This is a genomic window from Streptomyces sp. NPDC031111 (assembly GCF_055570675.1).
Genome location: NZ_JBVIGS010000014.1, coordinates 1 through 20,103, shown reverse-complemented (window position 1 = coordinate 20,103; position 20,103 = coordinate 1). Strand labels below are relative to the sequence as shown.

Here is a 20,103-nt window from a genome sequence, read left to right as displayed (position 1 = left end):
GCAGTCCTCACCCCCGTCCCTCGGGCTCAGGCCCTGGCCCCCACCTCTCTGACCTCCGTGAGCTGACAGCGCCGTCCGCCCCGCCACGTCCCGCCCTCGCGCCACTGTGCCTTCGAATGAGAGGCGACCCACCATGCCGCTGCATGTCCCCCCGGCTCCCGCGCCCGCACTGCGTTCCGTCCTGACCGCGCTCTCCTCGCCGACCGCGGTCAGCGAAGCCCGAACTCCCTCCCTGCTCGCCGCCCAGGGCCCCGCCTCACCCGAGCTGCCCCTTCCCGTGCACGTGCTGGACCGGGTCACCGCGGACGGCACGACCGCCACGCGGCTCGCCGGCTGGCGGTTCCTGATCCGCACCGGTGACCGTGCGGTGGCCGCCGCGGACACGGTGCTCACCGCGGACGGCTGGACCTTCTCCCGCTTCTTCGAGGGGCCCTACATCGCGTCCACCGAGCTCGCGCTGCGCCAGGCCGAGACCATGACACAGCCGTACCAGCCCCGGCTGCTCTCGGTGCCCGGCCTCTACATGCTCACGCTCTGGCTGCACGGCGACCCCGAGGCGGACGGCGCCACCGGCCACCCGGCCGCCACCGATCTGCTCGTCCCGCTCGCCCCGGCACCGCCCGGCATCGCGGCCCACCGTCCGCACCGGGTCACCGAACTGCTGCCGGTACTGACGCACCGGGTGACCCCGAACCGTCTGCTCGGCTCGCCCGCCTGAGAGTTCGCCCCGTACCCCGCCGCCCGGAACGTCCGGCGCGGCGGGGTACGCCGCTGTGCACGGGGGGACTAGCCCCATCCGGCCAGGGCGAACCACCCGAAGTGACAGTGCAGTTGAGATGAACCGTCCGCGCGGGTGACGCGTCATCAACCTGTGAGGAGCGGTGCCGCGAAATCCCTGCGGATCCTCGTCCATGGGGCAACACTGGTTTCCGACCGACTTATCACAACGGGGGACGGTCATGAACGAAGCTTCACGCCGCGGAATTGACACCACAGCCGACTCACAGGTCACCACAGAGCGAGAGATCCCACCCATGTGCCAGCACCAGCCACCGTGTCCCTCAGCCGACTCCGCCGACCGGGAATCCGCCCGTCTCGTGGCGCACCACCCGGAGCAGGGCTGGAGCCTGCTGTGCAACGGTGTCGTGTTCTTCGAGGACACCGGTGAACTCCTGCCCGACGGCAGGATCATCGCCCCGCAGCGCCCCCGGGGTGCCAGCCTGACCACGGCCTGACCACCGTCCGAGGACGACCGGGGGTACGGGGCCCCGGGGAACACGAGGGGCCGGACGCAGGACCTTCTGCGCACCGGCCCCGACGCGTGTCCGGAGTGGATCACTCAGCGTAGTCCGGCCCATGGAACCGGTGACCGGGCGGCCCGGGCGGCAAGAGTTCGCCCCGTTACGCCTTCCCACGGGCGCCCGGTTTCCGGAAGACTCCTGGAAGTTTCGCGGGTTTCCGTCACGGAGGTGGGGCAAGTGGCAGCACGAGAGGCCGATGCCGAGGGCAGAGTCACGATCACGGAGATCGCCCGGCAGGCAGGCGTCTCCGTGCCGACCGTCTCCCGCGTGGTCAACGGCCGCTCCGACGTCTCCCCGCAGACCCGGGCCCGGGTCGAGGACCTGCTGCGCCGTCACGGCTACCGCAAGCGCCCCACCGTCTCCCCCTCGCGTGCGGCCCTGCTGGACCTGGTCTTCAACGACCTCGACAGCCCCTGGGCGGTGGAGATCATCCGCGGTGTCGAGGAGGTCGCCCACGGGGCCGGGGTGGGCACGGTCGTCTCGGCGATCCACGGGCGCTCCGGTGACGCCCGGGAGTGGATGCGCAATCTGCGGGCGCGGGCGTCCGACGGCGTCATCCTCGTGACCTCGGCGCTGGAGTCCACACTGCACGAGGAGTTGCGGATCCTCGGCGTGCCGCTGGTGGTCGTGGACCCGGCGGGCTCCCCCGCCCTGGACGTGCCGACCATCGGCGCCGCCAACTGGTCGGGCGGCATGGCCGCGACCGAACATCTGCTGGCCCTGGGGCACCGCAGGATCGGGCTGATCGCCGGCCCGGCGCGCCTGCTCTGCTCGCGCGCGCGGCTCGACGGCTACCGTGCGGCGCTCGAGGGCGCCGGCATCGCCCTCGACACGTCGCTGGTCGTCCCGGGCGACTTCCTCCCCGAGTCCGGCTTCGCCGCCTGCAACACCCTGCTGGATCTGCCGGAGCCGCCGACCGCGCTGTTCGCGGCGAGCGACCAGATGGCGCTGGGGGCGATCGAGGCGCTGCGCAGCCGAGGGCTCAGGGTTCCGGAGGACATGAGCGTGGTGGGCTTCGACGACCTGCCGGAAGTCCGCTGGTCGGCACCGCCGCTGACCACTGTCCGCCAGCCCCTCGCCGACATGGGCAAGCTCGCCGTCCGCACGGTGCTCCGTCTGGCCCGCGACGAACAGCCGGACTCCCCCCGCGTCGAGCTGGGCACGGAGCTGGTCGTCCGGGCGAGCACCGCGGCTCCCGCCGGGCGGGGCTGAAGGGACCGGAGGGTGCCGGACCTCCGGCACCACTTATCGTGACCGGCATGCAGTCCTACACGATCGGCCAGGCAGCGAGGCTGCTGGGAGTGAGTCCGGACACCGCCCGCCGCTGGGCGGACGCGGGGCGCATCACCACCCACCGCGACGACGGCGGGCGGCGGCTCGTCGACGGACGGGACCTGGCCGCGTTCTCCGTCGAACTCGCCCGGTCCGGTGCCGTCGAGGAGGACGCGCCGTACACCTCCGCCCGCAACGCCTTCCCGGGCATCGTCACCGCGATCAAGCTCGGCGACGTGGCGGCCCAGGTCGAGATCCAGGCGGGCCCGCACCGGCTGGTCTCGCTGCTCACCCGGGAGGCCGTCGAGGAACTGGGGCTGGAGGTGGGCATGGAGGCCACCGCCCGCGTGAAGTCGACAAACGTCCATATCGACCGCACCTGACCGGTAGCGGCATCCTGTGGGAACGCACATGCGTGCCTCTTCACGACTTTCCCTCGCTCATGCGATGAGACAGGGGGTGATTCCCTGGCAGATGCGTCAGTATGATCGGCGTATGGGGGAGGGCTTCGCGGGCTCTTCCACCGGCTGACAGAGGGAGTGCCCCGAGATGCCCCGTTCCCCGCACCGGACCCGCCGGAGCCGTCGGATCGCCGGCGCCGGGGTGACCGCCGCCGTTCTGGCACTGAGTGCCTGTTCCTCGTCCGGCTCGGAGTCGGCCTCGTCCTCCGGGTCCGGTGGGCAGGGGGTCAGCGGCACGGTCACCGTCTTCGCGGCCGCCTCGCTGAAGGAGAGCTTCACGACGCTGGGCGAGCGGTTCGAGAAGGAGCACCCGGGGAGCGAGGTCACGTTCAACTTCGGCGGCAGCGACAGCCTGGCCGCCGGCATCACCAACGGCGCCCCCGCCGATGTCTTCGCGGCGGCCAGCACGACCACGATGAAGCTCGTCACGGACGAAGGGCTCACGGCGGGCGGTCCCAGCACCTTCGTCCGCAACCGGCTGGAGATCGCCACCGCACCGGGCAATCCCCACGGGATCGACGCCCTGGAGGACCTGACCGCGTCCGGTCTGAAGGTCGTGCTGTGCGACAGGACGGTGCCCTGCGGAGCCGCCGCGCGGACCGCGCTGGAGGCCGGCGGCGTGGACCTCACGCCGGCCTCGTACGAGCAGGACGTCAAGAGCGCCCTGACCAAGGTCCAACTGAAGGAGGCCGACGCCGCCGTCGTGTACCGCACGGATGTGAAGGCGGCCGGTGACAAGGTGGAGGGCGTGGAATTCCCGGAGTCCGCCGAGGCCGTCAACGACTATCCGATCGCCCCGCTGAAGAACGCCCCCAATCCCTCGGCGGCGAGGGCGTTCGTGGCACTGGTGAAGTCGGCCGAGGGCCGGCGGGTCCTGGGTGAGTCGGGATTCCTGACGCCATGACCACCGGCCAGGAAGCTCCCGGGAAGGCGCGCCCCCGCGCCCCCGGCCGTGGTGTCCCGCTCGCCCTCCTCGCGCCCGCCCTCCTGGCACTGGCGTTCCTCCTGGTCCCCCTGCTCGCCCTGCTCCTCCGCGCCCCCTGGCGCAGCCTGCCCGAGCAGCTGACCAGCCCCGAGGTATGGGAGGCGCTGCGCCTGTCGCTGTTCTGCGCCACGACGGCGACCGCGCTGAGCCTGGTCGTCGGCGTTCCGCTGGCCTGGCTGCTGGCCCGTACGGAGTTCCCGGGCCGCGGCCTGGTCCGCGCCCTGGTGACGCTGCCCATGGTCCTGCCGCCGGTGGTGGGCGGTGTCGCCCTGCTGCTCGCCCTGGGCCGCAACGGTGTCGTCGGCCAGTGGCTGAACGCCTGGTTCGGCATCACGCTGCCGTTCACCACCACGGGCGTCGTCCTCGCCGAGACGTTCGTGGCGATGCCGTTCCTCGTCATCAGCGTCGAGGGCACGCTGCGGGCGGCGGACCCCCGCTACGAGGAGGCGGCCACCACGCTGGGCGCCTCCCGCTTCACCGCCTTCCGCCGGGTCACCCTGCCACTGATCGCGCCGGGCGTCGCGGCCGGTGCCGTACTGGCCTGGGCACGGGCCCTCGGGGAGTTCGGCGCGACGATCACCTTCGCCGGCAACTTCCCCGGCCGTACGCAGACCATGCCGCTCGCGGTCTACCTCGCCCTCCAGAACGACCCGGCCGCGGCGATCGCCCTCAGCCTGGTCCTGCTGGCGGTGTCCATCGCCGTACTGGCCGGGCTGCGGGACCGCTGGATGAGGACGGTCTGACACCATGCCGAGGAAGCTCGACCACCTGTCCGATCCGGCCGGCACCGTGCCCGGCGACGCCGCCGCAGGGCTGGACGCCCACCTCGTCGTGGACCGCGGCTCGTTCCGCCTGGACATCGCGCTGACCGCGGCGCCCGGTGAGGTCGTCGCCCTGCTGGGCCCGAACGGCGCCGGCAAGACCACCGCGCTGCGCGCCCTCGCGGGCCTCGCCCCGCTCACCGCCGGCCGTCTGCGGCTGGACGGGGCGGACCTGCGCCGCACACCGCCCGAGTCACGCCCGGTCGGTGTGGTCTTCCAGGACTACCTGCTCTTCCCCCACCTCACCGCCCTCGACAACGTGGCGTTCGGGCCCCGTTGCCGGGGCGCCGGCAAGGCGGAGGCACGCGCCCGGGCCGCCGAGTGGCTGGACCGCATGGGTCTCGCCGAGCACGCCGGTGCCAAGCCCCGGCGGCTGTCCGGCGGCCAGGCACAGCGCGTCGCCGTCGCCCGTGCCTTGGCCACCCGCCCCCGGCTGCTGCTCCTGGACGAGCCCCTCGCGGCCCTGGACGCCCGCACCCGGCTGGAGGTGCGGGCGCAGCTCCGCCGTCATCTGGCCGCTTTCGAGGCCGTCGCCGTCCTGGTCACGCACGACCCGCTGGACGCCATGGTGCTCGCCGACCGGCTGGTCGTCGTGGAGCGGGGACGGATCGTGCAGGAGGGCACGCCCTCCGACATCGCCCGTCACCCGCGCACCGAGTACATCGCCCAGCTCGTCGGCCTGAACCTGTACCGGGGCCGGGGGGAGGGCCACACGGTGCGGCTCGACGCGGGGCCCTCCGTCAGCACCACGGAGGATCTCTCCGGTCCCGCCTTCGTGGCGTTCCCGCCCGGCGCGGTGGTCCTGTACCGCGACCGGCCCACCGGCTCCAGCGCCCGCAACCTCTGGCGCTGCGAGGTCGCCGGGCTGGAGACCCACGGGGACCAGATCCGCGCGGAGCTCACCGGCGAACTCTCCCTGGCCGCCGACCTCACGACGGTCGCGGCCGCCGAACTCGACCTGCACCCGGGCGCACCGGTCTGGGCCGCGGTCAAGGCGACCCAGACCCACGCGTACCCGGCGTAGGCCTGTTGCGAAGAACCCGCCTGCCCGACGACACCTCGCACGCCCTCTCGCCCCGAGCACGTACCTGCCGCCGGCGGGGCCCTTCGGGCGGACGAGGGACGTGCGCGACAGCCGGGCACGGCGCGGCAGGCCCACGCCGCCGCGTCGCCCGGCCTGAAGGCGCCCGGCATGCCGAAGGGCCCCGCTCCGGTCGAGCGGGGCCCTTCGCCGTGCGTCAGTCCTCGTACGCGTCCAGCGGCGGGCAGGAGCAGACCAGGTTGCGGTCGCCGAAGGCCTGGTCGATGCGGCGCACCGGCGGCCAGTACTTGTCGGCGGCGCTCACCCCGGCCGGGAAGACGGCCTCCTCGCGGTCGTAGGCGTGCTCCCACTCCCCGCCGAGCGCGGCGGCGGTGTGCGGGGCGTTGCGCAGCGGGTTGTCGTCCGCGGGCCACTCGCCCGAGCCGACCTTCTCGATCTCCGCGCGGATCGCGATCATCGCCTCGCAGAACCGGTCCAGCTCGGTGAGGTCCTCGGACTCGGTGGGCTCGATCATCAGCGTGCCGGCCACCGGGAACGACATCGTCGGCGCGTGGAAGCCGTAGTCGATCAGCCGCTTGGCCACGTCGTCCACGCTGACGCCGGTGGCCTTGGTCAGCGGGCGCAGGTCGATGATGCACTCGTGCGCGACCAGCCCGCCGGGGCCGGTGTAGAGCACCGGGTAGTGCGGCTCGAGGCGCTTGGCGATGTAGTTGGCGCTGAGCACGGCCACCTGTGTGGCCCGCTTGAGCCCCTCGCCGCCCATGAGCCGGACGTACGCCCAGGAGATGGGCAGGATGCCCGCCGAGCCCCACGGCGCCGCCGAGATGGGTCCCACGCCGGTCTCCGGGCCGGCCTCCGGCTGGAGCGGGTGGTTCGGCAGGTACGGGGCGAGGTGCGCCCGTACGCCGACCGGGCCGACGCCGGGACCGCCGCCACCGTGCGGGATGCAGAAGGTCTTGTGCAGGTTCAGGTGCGAGACGTCGCCGCCGAAGTGGCCCGGCTTGGCCAGGCCCACCAGGGCGTTGAGGTTCGCGCCGTCGACGTACACCTGGCCGCCGGCCTCGTGCACCTCGGCGCAGATGTCGGCGACGTGCTCCTCGAACACGCCGTGCGTCGAGGGGTACGTGATCATCAGGACGGCGAGCTCGTCGCGGTACTGCCCGATCTTCGCCCGCAGGTCAGCGACGTCGATCTCGCCGTCGTCGGACGTCTTGACGACGACGACCTTCATCCCGGCCATCACGGCGCTGGCCGCGTTGGTGCCGTGCGCGGAGGACGGGATGAGGCAGACGGTGCGCTGCTCGTCGCCGTTGGCGCGGTGGTAGCCGCGTACGGCGAGCAGACCGGCCAGCTCGCCCTGGGAGCCGGCGTTGGGCTGGAGGGACACCTTGTCGTAGCCGGTGACCTCGGCGAGACGTTCCTCCAGCTCGTGGATGAGCGTGAGGTAGCCCCGCGCCTGCTCGGCGGGCACGAAGGGGTGCAGCTGCCCGAACTCGGGCCAGGTGACCGGCTCCATCTCGGTGGTCGCGTTGAGCTTCATGGTGCAGGAGCCCAGCGGGATCATGCCGCGGTCCAGCGCGTAGTCGCGGTCGGCGAGACGGCGCAGGTAGCGGAGCATCGCGGTCTCGGAGCGGTGCTGCTGGAAGACGGGGTGCGTCAGATACTCATCATTACGAAGCAGGGCGTCCGGCAGCGTGTCCCGCGCTGCCGCGTCCAGGGCCTCGACGTCGCCCTCGACGCCGAAGGCGCCCCACACGGCGGTCAGCCGCTCCCGGGTGGTGGTCTCGTCACAGGCGATCGAGACGTGGTCGGCGTCGACGAGGCGCAGGTTGACGCCGTTGTCGCGGGCGGCGGCGACGACCTCCGCGGCGCGTCCCGGGACCCGCACGGTCAGCGTGTCGAAGTAGGAGCCGTGCACGATCTCGGCTCCGCCGGACCGCAATCCCTCGGCGAGGACGGTGGCGTACCGGTGGGTGCGCCGGGCGATGAGCCGCAGCCCCTCCGGGCCGTGGTACACCGCGTACATTCCGGCCATGACGGCGAGCAGCACCTGGGCGGTGCAGATGTTGCTGGTGGCCTTCTCGCGGCGGATGTGCTGCTCACGGGTCTGGAGCGCCAGGCGGTAGGCCTTGTGTCCGTCGGCGTCGACGGAGACGCCGACGAGCCGCCCGGGCAGGCTGCGCGCCATCTTCTCCTGCACGGCCATGTAGCCGGCGTGCGGGCCGCCGAAGCCCATCGGCACACCGAAGCGCTGCGTGGTGCCGACCGCGATGTCCGCGCCCAGCTCGCCCGGCGACTTCAGCAGCGTGAGGGCGAGCAGGTCCGCGGCGACGGTGACGAGCGCGCCGCGCTCGTGCGCCTGGTCGATCACCGGCTTGATGTCGCGTACGGCACCGGAGGCGCCCGGGTACTGGATCAGCACGCCGTTGATCTCGCGCCCGTCGAGCTCGGCGGGGATGCCGTCGCTCAGGTCGGCGACGACGACCTCCACGCCGGTCGGCTCGGCGCGGGTCTCGATGACCGCTACGGTCTGCGGCAGCGCGTCCGCGTCGACGAGGAACAGGCCCTTCTTGTTCTTGCCCATGCGCCGGGACAGCGCCATCGCCTCGGCGGCGGCGGTGCCCTCGTCGAGCAGGGAGGCGCCCGAGGTCGGCAGGCCGGTGAGCTCGGCGACCACGGTCTGGAAGTTCAGCAGCGCCTCGAGCCGGCCCTGGGAGATCTCCGGCTGGTAGGGCGTGTACGCCGTGTACCAGGCGGGGTTCTCCATCACGTTGCGCAGGATGACGGGCGGGGTGAAGGTCCCGTAGTAGCCGAGCCCGATCATCGAGCCGAGCACCTCGTTGCGGTCGGCCAGGGACCGCAGCTCGGCCAGCACCTCGGCCTCGCTCCGCGCGCCGGGCAGGTCCAGCGCGTCGGCGTTCTTGATGACATCCGGCACGGCGGCGGCCGTCAGCTCGTCCAGCGAGCCGTACCCGACCTGGGCGAGCATCTTGGCCCGGGCCTCGTGGTCGGGGCCGATGTGGCGCTGCTCGAAGGGGATTCCCTGTTCGAGCTCGGAGAGCGGAGTGCGAGGGGCGGTCATTGAGGAGGCCTCCTGGTCCGACGACCTTCGAGGGGCACCACGGCACGGGTGCCCGGACGGCCTCCCCCTCTGTCATCTCAACCTGAGAGCTTCACCGGATCGCCCGAAGGGGGTCCGGCTTTCACCGTCGGTGAGAGCGGAAGCCGTCGACACCCGCTCTGCTTTCCAGAGTGACCTCGTCCGTGCGGTACGTGTGCCTGAGAGATTCCGGGGAGGATTTGCTCCTTCGGCGCCTCCGATGGTGTCCGGAGGGCTCTCCCGCACGGGGTCAGCAGCCGTTGTCAGCGTACCAGCGAGCACAATGCCAGGGCCTTCGAGTGGCCGCTCCGCCGATTGTGCCGTTTTGTAGTGCTTACGGATGAGTTTGCGACCAGTGGAGGGCCCGTGCAGACCGACATCGATCCGCGCCACCTGATCGGCCGCAAGGCGTTCGACCGCAATGGAACCCGGATCGGCACGATCGACGAGATCTACCTCGACGACGCCACCGGCATACCGGAGTGGGCGGCGATACGCACCGGACTGTTCAGCAGGGACGCGTTCGTCCCCTTGGAGCCGAGCGAACTCGTCGACGGCGCCCTGCACGTCCCCTTCGAACGGGCCCTCATCAAGGATGCCCCCGACTTCGGCGTGGGCCGCCATCTCTCCCCCGAGCAGGAGCTCCAGCTCTACCACCACTACGGTCTGGACATCGCCGCGCCTCCGCCGCTGCCGGACCGCGACTTCGGCAAACTCGCGGGCAACGACAAGCCTGTCTGATCCCCCCGCTCACCGGCTCTCCGACCGCGCCCCTTCACCGGCCTCCGCGCCCTCACCGCCCTCACCGTCCTGGGGCCCGGGGGGCATGGGCACCAGCGGCAGCGGATCCGCAGGCTCCAGGGCCGGGTCGTCCACGCGGAAGGTCTTCACCCGGCCCGGCTCCGAGTCGGGCGTCTCGAAGCGCACCGTGACCCGGCCCAGCCCGCTGCCCTGCACCCATCCGTGACCGTACGCGGCGTGCCGTACGTCGTGGCCCGCCGGCCAGCGCCGCTCGGCGGGGGTCTCCCGGTCCGGCGTGGGCGCGGGAGCGGCCTCCTCGGGCGGGGAGTCGGCCGCGCCCACCCCCGCCGCCTGGGCGAACAGGTCCTCCTGGGTGTAGTCGGCCAGCCCGCTGACCCCGACGCCGAGCAACCGCACCCCGCCCGTGGTGTCGACCGAGTCCAGCAGCCGCGCCGCCGCCTCCCGTACCACCGCGGGATCGTCCGTGGGGCCCCGCAGCGTCTCGGACCGGGTGAGGGTCGAGAAGTCGTACCGCCGCACCTTCAGCACGATGGTGCGCCCCGACAGCCCCGCCGCCCGCAGCCTGCGCACACACCGGTCGGCGAGCCGCTGCACCTCCGTCCCGACCCGCCCCCGGTCGTGGATGTCCACGTCGTACGTGTCCTCGACCGACACCGACTTCGTCTCCCGCTCGGCCACCACGGGCCGCTCGTCGCGGGCCAGCGCCATGGCGAACAGCGCGTGCCCGTGCGCCTTGCCCAGCAGCCGTACGAGCTCGTCCTCCCCCGCCTCCGCGAGCTCCCCCACGGTGTGGATCCCCACTCGCCGCAGATGGTCGCCGGTCGCCGGTCCCACACCCGGCAGGGTGCGCACCGGCAGGGGGGCCAGCAGAGCTCGCTCCGTGCCCGGTTCGATCAGCACCAGTCCGTCCGGCTTCGCCTGCTCGGAGCCGATCTTCGCCAGCATCTTCGAGGCGGCCAGCCCCACCGACCCCGTGAGTCCCGTGACCGCTCGTATGTCCCCGCGCAGCTTCACCCCGGCCAGCCGCGCCGACCGCTCGTCCCAGGCCGCGCCACCGGCCTCCAGGTCCACGAACGCCTCGTCCAGGCTGAGCGGCTCCACCAGGGGCGACAGGGCCCGCAGCAACCCCATCACCTGCTCGCTGATGGACCGGTAGAGGGCGAAGCGCGGGACCAGGTACGCGGCGTTCGGCGCGAGCCGCCGGGCCTGCGCCATCGGCATCGCCGAGTGGACGCCGAAGACCCGGGCCTCGTACGAGGCGGTCGCGACCACACCGCGCGGCCCGAGCCCGCCCACGACGACCGCCTTCCCGCGCAGGCTCGGCTTGGACGCCTGCTCCACCGAGGCGAAGAAGGCATCCATGTCGAGATGCAGGATCGTGGGCGCGGATCTCACATGTCCGATGCTGCCCCATACCACTGACAATGCGGGCGTCGGAACGCCCGGCGGCTCAGACCGCCTTGTTCCGCCGTCGTGCCAGCTCGTCCATCGGATTGTGGCCGATCAGGGTCTCGCCGGTGTCGATGCGCTCTCCGTGCAGCTGCGACAGCGCGCTCTCGACGTCCCGCCACACCACGCCGACCGCGATGCCGAAGACTCCCTGGCCGCCCTGGAGCAGGGCGTGGACCTCGTCGGGCGAGGTGCACTCGTAGACCGTGGCCCCGTCGCTCATCAGCGTCATGCGTTCCAGGTCGCTGAAGCCGCGCTCGCGCAGATGCTGTACGGCGGTGCGGATGTTCTGGAGGGAGACGCCCGTGTCGAGGAACCGCTTGACGATCTTCAGCACGACGACGTCGCGGAAGCTGTACAGCCGCTGGGTGCCCGATCCGTGGGCCGGTCGCACGCTCGGCTCGACCAGCCCGGTACGGGCCCAGTAGTCGAGCTGCCGGTAGGTGATACCGGCGGCGGCGCAGGCCGTGGGCCCCCGGTAGCCGATCTGCTCGGACGCCATGGACGTCGCCCCTCCGCTGCTCGGCACAGCCGTCGGTCGCTGCGGAGCCTGGTCGATCGCGCCGCCCTGCGCGGGATACCCGCCGCTCGAACGGAGCCGGGAGCTCTGGGGAGGGTACGGCCCACTCGCCCCGAAACCGTGTCCGGGGGCACCCCCCACCGAACCGTCGCCGCTGCTTCTCACGCCGACCTCCGTCCTTGACCTGCCTCCTCGACGGTAGGCAGTCACCAAGGGTGCGTCAACGATCGCCACACTCGGCACGCCGAGTGATAATCACCCTAAGAGTGGTTTCCCGTACCCCACCGCGGGGAAAGGCTAGCCGAATGCTCCCGGGGCGTGCCCCGGCGGCCGAACCGATGCGGCGGCGCCCCCTCACTGATTGCTGGTTCCGAAGTCCTCCGGCGAGATCTGGTCGAGGAACTCGCGGAACTTCTCCACCTCGTCCTCCTGCTCGTCCGGGATGGCGATCCCGGCGTCGTCCAGCACCGTGTCACTGCCGTAGATCGGCGTACCGGTCCGCAGGGCCAGCGCTATGGCGTCGGAGGGGCGGGCGCTCACCTCGACACCGCTGGCGAACACCAGCTCCGCGTAGAACACGCCCTCCCGCAGGTCGGTGATGCGCACTTCCGTGAGCTCCTGGCCGACGGCCTCCAGCACGTCCTTGAACAGGTCGTGGGTCAGCGGCCGTGCGGGTGCCATGCCCTGCTGGGCGAAGGCGATGGCCGTCGCCTCCCCCGGTCCGATCCAGATGGGGAGGTAGCGGTCGCCGCCCACTTCACGCAACAGCACGATCGGTTGGTTGGAGGGCATCTCGACCCGGACACCTACGACATCGAGCTCGTTCACACAGCAACCCTAGGCCGTGCCCGGGACGTTTGGGTAGTCGGGCAGGGAACGGGTGGCCGATCCGGCCCCCCGAGGCCGGCCCGCCTCAGGGCAGCCGCACCCCGAGCGCCGCCTGCACCAGCGCCGCGTGCAGCTTCACCGTGAGCCCCGCCAGCTCCTTCGCACGGGCCTCCGCGTGGGCCCTGGTCTGCGGGTTCCGGTGGCGCTTCAGCGGAGCCACCACCTGGTCCACCAGTCCGGCCTCACGCTCGGCTGCGGCCTTCATCGCCCGCAGATGGCGCGGCTCGATACCGAACCGCCCCAGCTCGGTGATGAGCCCGGCGACGGTGACCGCCTCGGCGTCGTAGACCCCGTCCTCGACCGGGGCGAGCAGCCCGTACGACTCCCACTCGGCGAGCATCGGCTCGTCAATGCCGGCGGCCGCCAGCAGCCGGCCGCGTCCGATACGCGCGGGCCCCTCGGCGGCGGGCTCCCGGCCGGCGGCCTCCCCGTCCCCCGGACGGCCCAGCGCGGGGAGCCGGACGGCCTCGCCGCGCTCCACGGCGTCCAGGTGCTCACGGATCACCTTGAGCGGCAGATAGTGGTCGCGCTGCATCCTCAGCACATGGCCGAGCCGCTCGACGTCCCCGGCGCTGAACTTGCGGTACCCGGACGGGGTCCGCTGCGGCTCGATCAGCCCCTCCGACTCCAGGAAGCGGATCTTGGAGATGGTGACCTCGGGGAACTCCTCACGCAGCGCGTTCAGCACCGCGCCGATGCTCATCAGTCCGGTGCCCGCGGCGGCGGCGCCGTGCCCGGCACCGCCGCTCGGTGTCTGAACCATGGACCTTCCCTGGGGTCCCCCGGACGGATCCGGGGAGGTCAGTAGCCCCGCTGGCTCGCGTAGAAGACCAGCCGGTACTTTCCGATCTGCACCTCGTCACCGTTGGACAGGGCGACCTGGTCGATCCGCTCCCGGTTGACGTACGTGCCGTTGAGGCTGCCCACGTCGGCCACCGTGAAGGAGCCGTCCGGGCTGCGCCGGAACTCCACGTGCCGACGGGAGACCGTCACGTCGTCCAGGAAGATGTCGCTCTGCGGGTGACGCCCGGCCGTGGTCAGGTCGCCGTCCAGCAGGAAGCGGCTGCCCGAGTTCGGCCCGCGGCGCACCACCAGCAGCGCGGAGCCCATCGGCAGCGCGTCGACGGCCGCCTGCGCCTCGGGAGAGAGCGTCGGCATCTGCGTCTGGCCGGTGGCCTCGGCGTCGTAGGCCTCGAGACCGGAGATCGAGATCGTGGACGTCGTCTCGGAAGGGCGCTCCGGGGTGACCCCGGGCCTGAGCGGCGCGCCGCAGTTGGAGCAGAAGCGGCTGTTCTCCGCGTTGCGGTTACCGCACCTCGTACACACCAGGGCCGACATGGACGGATCCTCCTGCCGCGGCTGCCCACCAGGGGCGTGGGACGCGTACGGGTCGGAGAACCCTCCACCCGTACCTGAGGTCGACGGTTGCCCGAAACCTATGCCGCCCGACTGTGCGGGGTCAACGGACGGCGCGCCCGGGCCGCCCACCTGGTCCCGGAACAGCGGACGCTGACCTTCCGCCTCGGGCTGTGCACGATGGCGAGCGGTCGCGTTGTCGCTGTCCTCTCGCCGCGCGCTCTTGCCGAACAACTTCGCAAACAACTTCACGGGCGATTCCCCTTGACCGAAACAGACCCGCCCGTGGGGCAGGACGAACCCTGACTGAACACATTGGCCGACCCGGACATCTTCACAACGTCCGCCTCCGCCAGACAGTTTCCACCACGCACCAGCCAATCGGTGCGCCGACCCCCCGCAACCTCATGCCCTCGCCGGACGCCCCCCATGCACCCCCGGTTCACTGGGAGGACGACCGAGCGTAGTCAGGCCGCTTCACCGCCCGCAAGGCATCCACGACGATCTTGGTCGACTGCTCCACGGTAACGGTCGCCTGTTCCTTCTCGAGAGTCTGCACCACACCTCCGGGGATGTTGAGCGCCGGCTCGAGGTCCTGCGGCTTGCCGATGACCTTGAAACGATAGGGCGCGGTGATCTTGTTCCCGTCCACGCCGACGCCGTTCCCGGAATCCGTCAGGTAGGTGCCCGCCACCACCCGCACACCGTTCACCTGGATCGCCTCGGCACCGGCCGCGCGCAGCTCCTGGATGGCGTCGAGCAGCATGTTCGCCTCGACCGTCCCCTTCGTGTCCTCGATGGTCATCGTGATCCCCGGCCCCTGCGCGGCCACGGTGCCCGCCAGGACGCCGAGTTGCCGTTCCTTCTCGATCGTCTGCTTTCGGGCCTCCTCGGCCTGGTCGGAGCTGTTCTCCAGCTCGTCCCGCTGCTTCTCGAGTCCCTGCTTCTCGTCCTCAAGACGTTCTGTGCGGTCGTCGAGTTCATCGAGGATGCGCACAAGATCTTCCTGGCGCGCCCCGCGCAGCGCGCTGTCGCTGTCGCTGTTCGACGCCACCTGGACGGCCAGACCGAAGCCGAGACCGAACAGCAGCAGGGCGACGATGAGTTGGGCCCGGGTCACCCGCGGCGGCCACAGCCCCGCCACCAGCCGCTGCCGCCCGGTCGGGCCCGGCGTCGGGGGCACCTCCTGCGGCGCACCGTCCTCGACGGGCGCGGACGCCCTCACGGGCACCCCGACGGGCACCTCCGCGGGCAGCTCCCTGCGCAGCCCGGCCGGGGCCGAGGCGTCGGGGGCGGACCTGGGCGGGGACACCGCCGCGCGTGTCGTCTCGTCGTGCTCGCGCTCACTCATCGGCCTCACGCCCGGAACACATGCCGGCGGATCGCCGCGGCGTTGGAGAAGATACGGATGCCGAGAACCACCACGACGCCCGTGGACAGCTGTGCTCCCACACCGAGCTTGTCGCCGAGGAACACGATGAGCGCGGCCACCACGACGTTCGACAGGAACGACACCACGAACACCTTGTCGTCGAAGATGCCGTCGAGCATGGCCCGCAGCCCTCCGAACACGGCGTCGAGCGCCGCGACGACGGCGATCGGCAGGTAAGGCTCGACGACCGCCGGAACCTCGGGCCGGACCAACAGTCCGGCCACGACTCCCACGACGAGGCCCAGTACGGCGATCACGATGTGCCCTTCTCGGTTATCGGCTGTGCGGTACGTACGATCACACTCGTTGCGGCGGGCAGCCGGACGTCGTCCTCCGCGGAGATGGCCGTCCGGATTCCGTAGTTCTCTTGCAGGGCATGCAGATAGAGACCGTCCGCGCTGTTCTGGAACCGGTCACTCAACTCCCCGCCGTCCCCCACCGCGAGCACCGTGTACGGCGGCACCAGCGGCTTGTTGTCGACCAGTATCGCGTCTCCCGCGGCCCTGATCGCCGACAGGGCGGTCAGCCGCTGTCCGTTGATCGAGACCGCCTCGGCTCCGGACTCCCACAGTCCGTTGACGACGCGCTGCATGTCGCGGTCGCGGACCCGCCCGGTGTCGGAGAACCCGGAGACGGACCGCGGGTCGCCGTCGCCGCCCCCGCTCGCGTCCTTGGCGTCGTTCACCACGAGCCGGAGCCCGGGCCCGTGCACCGCGACGGCTCCGGACAGGACGCCCACCACCGCGGACCGGTCGCCGCCGCTGTCCCGGAGCGCCTCGCGCTGCCGCGCGCTCACATCGGCGCGCAGTTCGTCGACGCTGTCCTCGAGTTCCTCCGCGGCGTCGGTCTCCCGGTCGATCCGGTCGATGAGCTCCTCGCGCTCCTTGGCGACGACGGGAGCCGCGACACGGGCCTGGGCGGCGCCCACGGTGACGATCAGGGCGGCGAGCACCAGACCGCCGGCGAGGCCGAGCTTCGCCCTGAGCGTCTTCGGCATGCCGCCGTCGCCGTCGGCCTTCTTCCGCGCGGCGGCCTCGGCGTACCCGTCGTCGAGGCTGTGGTCCATGACGTTGTTGATCAACGACATGGAGGCGTCCGGGCGCGCGGGCCGCGCGGGTGTGCTCCGAACGGGGGGTTGCTGCGGCATGCCGCACATCGTCGCACGCCGGGACCACTACCTCCGAACGGCCCTACCGGCATGCCGGACAGGCCCCGTTGGGGACACTTGTCCGGCACGCAGGCGTACCACTCGTTTCACCGTCCCGCGCGGGTCACCCCGCTCAGGCCGTTCACCTTCCCGCGCTGTCCACGACCGCCGACCACTCGTCGAGCAGGGCCTGGGCGGAGGCGTCGTCGGGCCCCTCGGCCCACAGATGGGTGACGGCCTCGGCCGGGTCGGGCAGCACCATCACCCAGCGGCCGTCGGTCTCCACCACGCGCACGCCGTCGGTGGTGTCCACGAAGCGGTCTCCGGCCGCCTCGACGACGCGCCGCATCACCAGTCCCTTGACGGCCCACGGGGTCGCCAGGTCCCGCTTGAGCACATGCGCCCGCGGAATCCGCGCGTCGATCTGGCTGAGCGTGAGCTGGGTCCGCGCCACCAGCCCGATGAGTCGGACGAAGGCCGCGGTGCCGTCGTAGACACTGCTGAACTCCGGGACGATGAAGCCGCCCTTGCCGTCACCGCCGAAGATCGTCCCTTCCTCGCCGCCCACGCGCGTGAGGTCGTCGGGCGACGTGGTCGTCCACTCGACCTGCGTACCGTGGTACGCCGCCACCTGCTCGGCGATCCTGGTGGTGGTCACCGGGAGCGCCACCCGGCCGCTGCGCCGCTCGGAGGCGATGAGGTCGAGCATCACGAGCAGGGACCTGTCGTCCTCGATGATCCGGCCCTTCTCGTCCACCAGGGACAGCCGCTCACCGACGGGATCGAACCGCACACCGAACGCGGCACCGGAGGACGCCACGATCTCCCCGAGCCGGACCAGCCCCGAGCGCCGCATGTCGGCCGTCTCGGTCGGCCGCGACTCGTCGAGGCCGGGATTGATGGTCAGCGAGTCGACGCCCAGCTTGCCGAGCAGGCTCGGCAGCACCAGGCCGGCACTGCCGTTGGACGCGTCGACGACCACCTTGAGCCCGGACTCCGCGATACCGGTGATGTCGACATTCCGCAGCAGCGAACCCGTGTACGAGTCGAAGACACTGGCCGGGAAGTGCAGATCGCCGATCTCGCCGGGGAAGGCGCGCCGGTACTCCTGTCGCGCGAACACCCGGTCCAGCTTCCGCTGGCTGCCCTGCGAGAGGTCGGCGCCCTGTCCGTCGAAGAACATGATGTCGACGGAGTCCGGCACTCCGGGCGTGGTCCGGATCATGATGCCGCCCGCGCTGCCCCGCGCGGTCTGCTGGCGCGCGACGGGCAGCGGAACGTTCTCCAGGTCCCGTACGTCGATGGCGCTGGCCTGGAGCGCGGAGATGACCGCCCGCTTGAGCGCACGGGCACCACGGGAGTGGTCGCGCGCCGTGGTGACGGTGGAGCCCTTCTTCAGCGTCGTCGCATACGCGCCCGCGAGACGCACGGCCAGTTCCGGGGTGATCTCGACGTTCAGGATGCCGGATACGCCCCGGGCCCCGAAGAGATGCGCCTGTCCCCTGGACTCCCAGATGACCGAGGTGTTGACGAAGGCACCGGCCTCGATGGTCTTGAACGGGTAGACCCGCACATTGCCCTGGACGATCGATTCTTCACCGATCAAACACTCGTCGCCGATGACGGCGCCGTCCTCGATCCGCGCCGCGCGCATGATGTCGGTGTTCTTGCCGACGACACAGCCCCGCAGATTGCTGTGCGGCCCGACATACACGTTGTCGTGCACGACCGCCTTGTGCAGGAACGCGCCGCTCTTCACGACGACGTTGGAGCCCACGACGGTGTGCTCGCGGATCTCCGCGCCGGCCTCGACCTTGGCGTAGTCACCGATGTAGAGGGGCCCGCGCAGTACGGCGTCGGGATGCACCTCGGCTCCCTCGGCGACCCAGACGCCCGAGGAGATCTCGAAGCCGTCGATGTCGACGTCGACCTTGCCCTCCAGGACGTCGGCCTGCGCCTTCACATAGCTCTCGTGCGTGCCGACGTCCTCCCAGTAGCCCTCGGCGACATAGCCGTAGATGGGCTTGCCTTCCTTCATCAGCTGGGGGAAGACGTCACCGGACCAGTCGACGGGCACATCGGGCTCGACGTAGTCGAAGACCTCGGGCTCCATGACGTAGATACCGGTGTTCACCGTGTCGGAGAAGACCTGCCCCCAGGTCGGCTTCTCGAGGAAGCGCTCGACCTTGCCTTCCTCGTCCACGATGGTGATGCCGAATTCCAGCGGATTGGGGACGCGGGTCAGGCAGACCGTGACCAGGGCACCCTTTTCCTTGTGGAAATTGATCAGCTCGGTGAGGTCGAAGTCGGTGAGGGCATCGCCGGAGATGACGAGAAAAGCATCGTCCTTCAGTGCTTCCTCGGCGTTCTTCACGCTCCCGGCGGTACCGAGTGGCTTCTCCTCATTGGCATAGGTGAGCTCCATTCCGAGCTCCTCGCCGTCACCGAAGTAGTTCTTGACGAGCGAAGCGAGGAACTGGACAGTCACAACGGTTTCGTTGAGCCCATGCCTTTTGAGCAGCCGCAGAACATGCTCCATGATCGGCCGGTTCGCCACCGGCAGGAGCGGCTTGGGCATGCTTGAGGTCATGGGGCGAAGGCGGGTGCCTTCGCCTCCGGCCATCACGACGGCCTTCATGTCGGAAGCGTCCTCCTCGAAAGAGACGACGGTCTAGCCGACTTCACCCGCCATGATTGTCCCGCACTTTTCCACTGCGGGCCATCGCGCCGCCATGCGCGCGCCAATCAGCGAGTTCAATCGGCCATGGCGTCCGCACGGACCAGGCGGCGGACTTGGACCACATAGAGCACTCCTGCCCACCAATACAGGGTTGTACCCCATCCGGCGAACGCCCAGCCGAAAATAGCAGCGAGTGACGAGATCCAGCCAGTTCCGTCACTGAGCAGGAGCAGTGGGAAGGCATACATCAGGTTGAAGGTGGCGGCCTTCCCCAGGAAGTTCACCTGCGGCGGCGGATAGCCGTGCCGCCTGAGGATGCCCACCATCACGAGCAGAACCAACTCACGGGCCAGCAGTACGGCGGTCAGCCAGAGCGGCAGAATCTCGCGCCAGGTGAGGCCGACCAAAGTCGAGAGAATGTAGAGCCGGTCGGCGGCGGGGTCGAGCAGCCGGCCCAGGCTGCTGATCTGGTTCCACCGTCGTGCGAGCTTGCCGTCCAGGTAGTCGCTGACGCCGCTGAAGGCCAGCACCAGGAGGGCCCAGCCGTCGCTCTTCGGACCGCCGAACTCCGGCCTGAGGATCAACCACAGGAACAGCGGTACGCCAACAAGCCGCGCCATGCTGAGCATGTTCGGGATGGTGAGGACGCGGTCTGTCTGGACCCGCGTCTCCTGGACCTCCACCCGGGATCCTCCTGTGGGAAACGTTTCGACGATGCCCCCCGACCCTACCTCAACGCAAAAAAGCTCTGGCCCTCGGGCTGTACGCCCAAGAGCCAGAGCTCTAAAAGGAGTTCGGCGGCGTCCTACTCTCCCACAGGGTCCCCCCTGCAGTACCATCGGCGCTGTAAGGCTTAGCTTCCGGGTTCGGAATGTAACCGGGCGTTT

At 70.9% G+C, this 20,103-nt stretch carries 19 protein-coding genes, 1 rRNA gene and 1 riboswitch; of the genes, 8 read left to right on the top strand and 12 right to left on the bottom strand.

Annotation, left to right across the window (positions count from 1 at the left end; genetic code table 11):
• Positions 1-133 precede the first annotated feature (133 nt).
• The 7 genes from ACZ470_RS26450 (at position 134) to ACZ470_RS26420 (ending at position 5,864) form a co-directional block, all read left to right on the top strand.
• Complete coding sequence (locus ACZ470_RS26450; RefSeq protein ID WP_468431078.1) at positions 134-718, top strand: hypothetical protein; 585 nt, start codon at positions 134-136, stop codon at positions 716-718.
• 316 nt (positions 719-1,034) lie between these two features.
• On the top strand, positions 1,035-1,235 hold the full coding sequence (locus ACZ470_RS26445; protein WP_073934577.1) for a DUF5999 family protein: 201 nt from the start codon (positions 1,035-1,037) through the stop codon (positions 1,233-1,235).
• 243 nt (positions 1,236-1,478) lie between these two features.
• Positions 1,479-2,513 carry a LacI family DNA-binding transcriptional regulator gene (locus ACZ470_RS26440; protein ID WP_468431076.1) on the top strand — a complete coding sequence of 345 codons (1,035 nt, stop codon included), beginning with the start codon at positions 1,479-1,481 and terminating at the stop codon, positions 2,511-2,513.
• Between the two features lie 47 nt (positions 2,514-2,560).
• Positions 2,561-2,956, top strand: coding sequence for a TOBE domain-containing protein (locus ACZ470_RS26435; RefSeq protein WP_468431075.1), 396 nt, complete (start codon positions 2,561-2,563; stop codon positions 2,954-2,956).
• Between the two features lie 166 nt (positions 2,957-3,122).
• Positions 3,123-3,938: a molybdate ABC transporter substrate-binding protein gene (modA, locus tag ACZ470_RS26430; protein WP_468431073.1), complete on the top strand. Its 816-nt coding sequence runs from the start codon at positions 3,123-3,125 to the stop codon at positions 3,936-3,938.
• Positions 3,935-4,762: an ABC transporter permease gene (locus tag ACZ470_RS26425; protein WP_468431071.1), complete on the top strand. Its 828-nt coding sequence runs from the start codon at positions 3,935-3,937 to the stop codon at positions 4,760-4,762. The genes modA and ACZ470_RS26425 overlap by 4 nt, the downstream gene beginning before the upstream one ends.
• 4 nt (positions 4,763-4,766) lie before the next feature.
• On the top strand, positions 4,767-5,864 hold the full coding sequence (locus ACZ470_RS26420; RefSeq protein WP_468431069.1) for an ABC transporter ATP-binding protein: 1,098 nt from the start codon (positions 4,767-4,769) through the stop codon (positions 5,862-5,864).
• 214 nt (positions 5,865-6,078) lie between these two features.
• On the opposite strand, the gene gcvP is transcribed toward ACZ470_RS26420, so the two are convergent.
• Positions 6,079-8,964, bottom strand: a complete 2,886-nt coding sequence (gene gcvP, locus ACZ470_RS26415; RefSeq protein ID WP_468431067.1) for an aminomethyl-transferring glycine dehydrogenase — start codon at positions 8,962-8,964, stop codon at positions 6,079-6,081.
• A 175-nt stretch (positions 8,965-9,139) separates the two neighbouring features.
• Positions 9,140-9,235, bottom strand: a riboswitch (glycine riboswitch).
• A gap of 113 nt (positions 9,236-9,348) precedes the next feature.
• Between gcvP and ACZ470_RS26410 the strand changes: the two genes are divergently transcribed.
• Positions 9,349-9,723, top strand: coding sequence for a PRC-barrel domain-containing protein (locus ACZ470_RS26410; protein ID WP_468431065.1), 375 nt, complete (start codon positions 9,349-9,351; stop codon positions 9,721-9,723).
• Between the two features lie 9 nt (positions 9,724-9,732).
• On the opposite strand, the gene ACZ470_RS26405 is transcribed toward ACZ470_RS26410, so the two are convergent.
• From ACZ470_RS26405 to rrf, 11 genes are all read right to left on the bottom strand, one after another.
• Positions 9,733-11,139 (bottom strand): DNA polymerase IV, encoded by a 1,407-nt coding sequence (locus tag ACZ470_RS26405; protein WP_468431063.1) that lies wholly within the window; start codon positions 11,137-11,139, stop codon positions 9,733-9,735.
• Positions 11,140-11,194: 55 nt separating this feature from the next.
• Positions 11,195-11,878 carry a MerR family transcriptional regulator gene (locus ACZ470_RS26400; protein WP_468431061.1) on the bottom strand — a complete coding sequence of 228 codons (684 nt, stop codon included), beginning with the start codon at positions 11,876-11,878 and terminating at the stop codon, positions 11,195-11,197.
• A 189-nt stretch (positions 11,879-12,067) separates the two neighbouring features.
• The gene (locus ACZ470_RS26395) at positions 12,068-12,541 is read right to left on the bottom strand and encodes a bifunctional nuclease family protein (RefSeq protein WP_004934251.1); all 474 of its coding nucleotides are present in this window, start codon (positions 12,539-12,541) and stop codon (positions 12,068-12,070) included.
• Between the two features lie 85 nt (positions 12,542-12,626).
• The gene (gene ftsR / locus ACZ470_RS26390) at positions 12,627-13,364 is read right to left on the bottom strand and encodes a transcriptional regulator FtsR (protein WP_468431059.1); all 738 of its coding nucleotides are present in this window, start codon (positions 13,362-13,364) and stop codon (positions 12,627-12,629) included.
• A gap of 38 nt (positions 13,365-13,402) precedes the next feature.
• Positions 13,403-14,338, bottom strand: a complete 936-nt coding sequence (locus ACZ470_RS26385; protein WP_468431057.1) for an FHA domain-containing protein — start codon at positions 14,336-14,338, stop codon at positions 13,403-13,405.
• 61 nt (positions 14,339-14,399) lie between these two features.
• On the bottom strand, positions 14,400-15,308 hold the full coding sequence (locus tag ACZ470_RS26380) for a DUF881 domain-containing protein (RefSeq protein ID WP_468431055.1): 909 nt from the start codon (positions 15,306-15,308) through the stop codon (positions 14,400-14,402).
• 5 nt (positions 15,309-15,313) lie between these two features.
• Positions 15,314-15,646 carry a small basic family protein gene (locus ACZ470_RS26375; RefSeq protein WP_003988855.1) on the bottom strand — a complete coding sequence of 111 codons (333 nt, stop codon included), beginning with the start codon at positions 15,644-15,646 and terminating at the stop codon, positions 15,314-15,316.
• The gene (locus tag ACZ470_RS26370; protein WP_468431054.1) at positions 15,643-16,536 is read right to left on the bottom strand and encodes a DUF881 domain-containing protein; all 894 of its coding nucleotides are present in this window, start codon (positions 16,534-16,536) and stop codon (positions 15,643-15,645) included. The genes ACZ470_RS26375 and ACZ470_RS26370 overlap by 4 nt, the downstream gene beginning before the upstream one ends.
• A 142-nt stretch (positions 16,537-16,678) precedes the next feature.
• Positions 16,679-19,174 carry a sugar phosphate nucleotidyltransferase gene (locus ACZ470_RS26365; protein WP_468431052.1) on the bottom strand — a complete coding sequence of 832 codons (2,496 nt, stop codon included), beginning with the start codon at positions 19,172-19,174 and terminating at the stop codon, positions 16,679-16,681.
• Positions 19,175-19,290: 116 nt separating this feature from the next.
• On the bottom strand, positions 19,291-19,899 hold the full coding sequence (locus ACZ470_RS26360) for a CDP-alcohol phosphatidyltransferase family protein (protein WP_468431050.1): 609 nt from the start codon (positions 19,897-19,899) through the stop codon (positions 19,291-19,293).
• 109 nt (positions 19,900-20,008) lie between these two features.
• Positions 20,009-20,103, bottom strand: a 5S ribosomal RNA gene (rrf, locus tag ACZ470_RS26355); the annotation flags it as partial.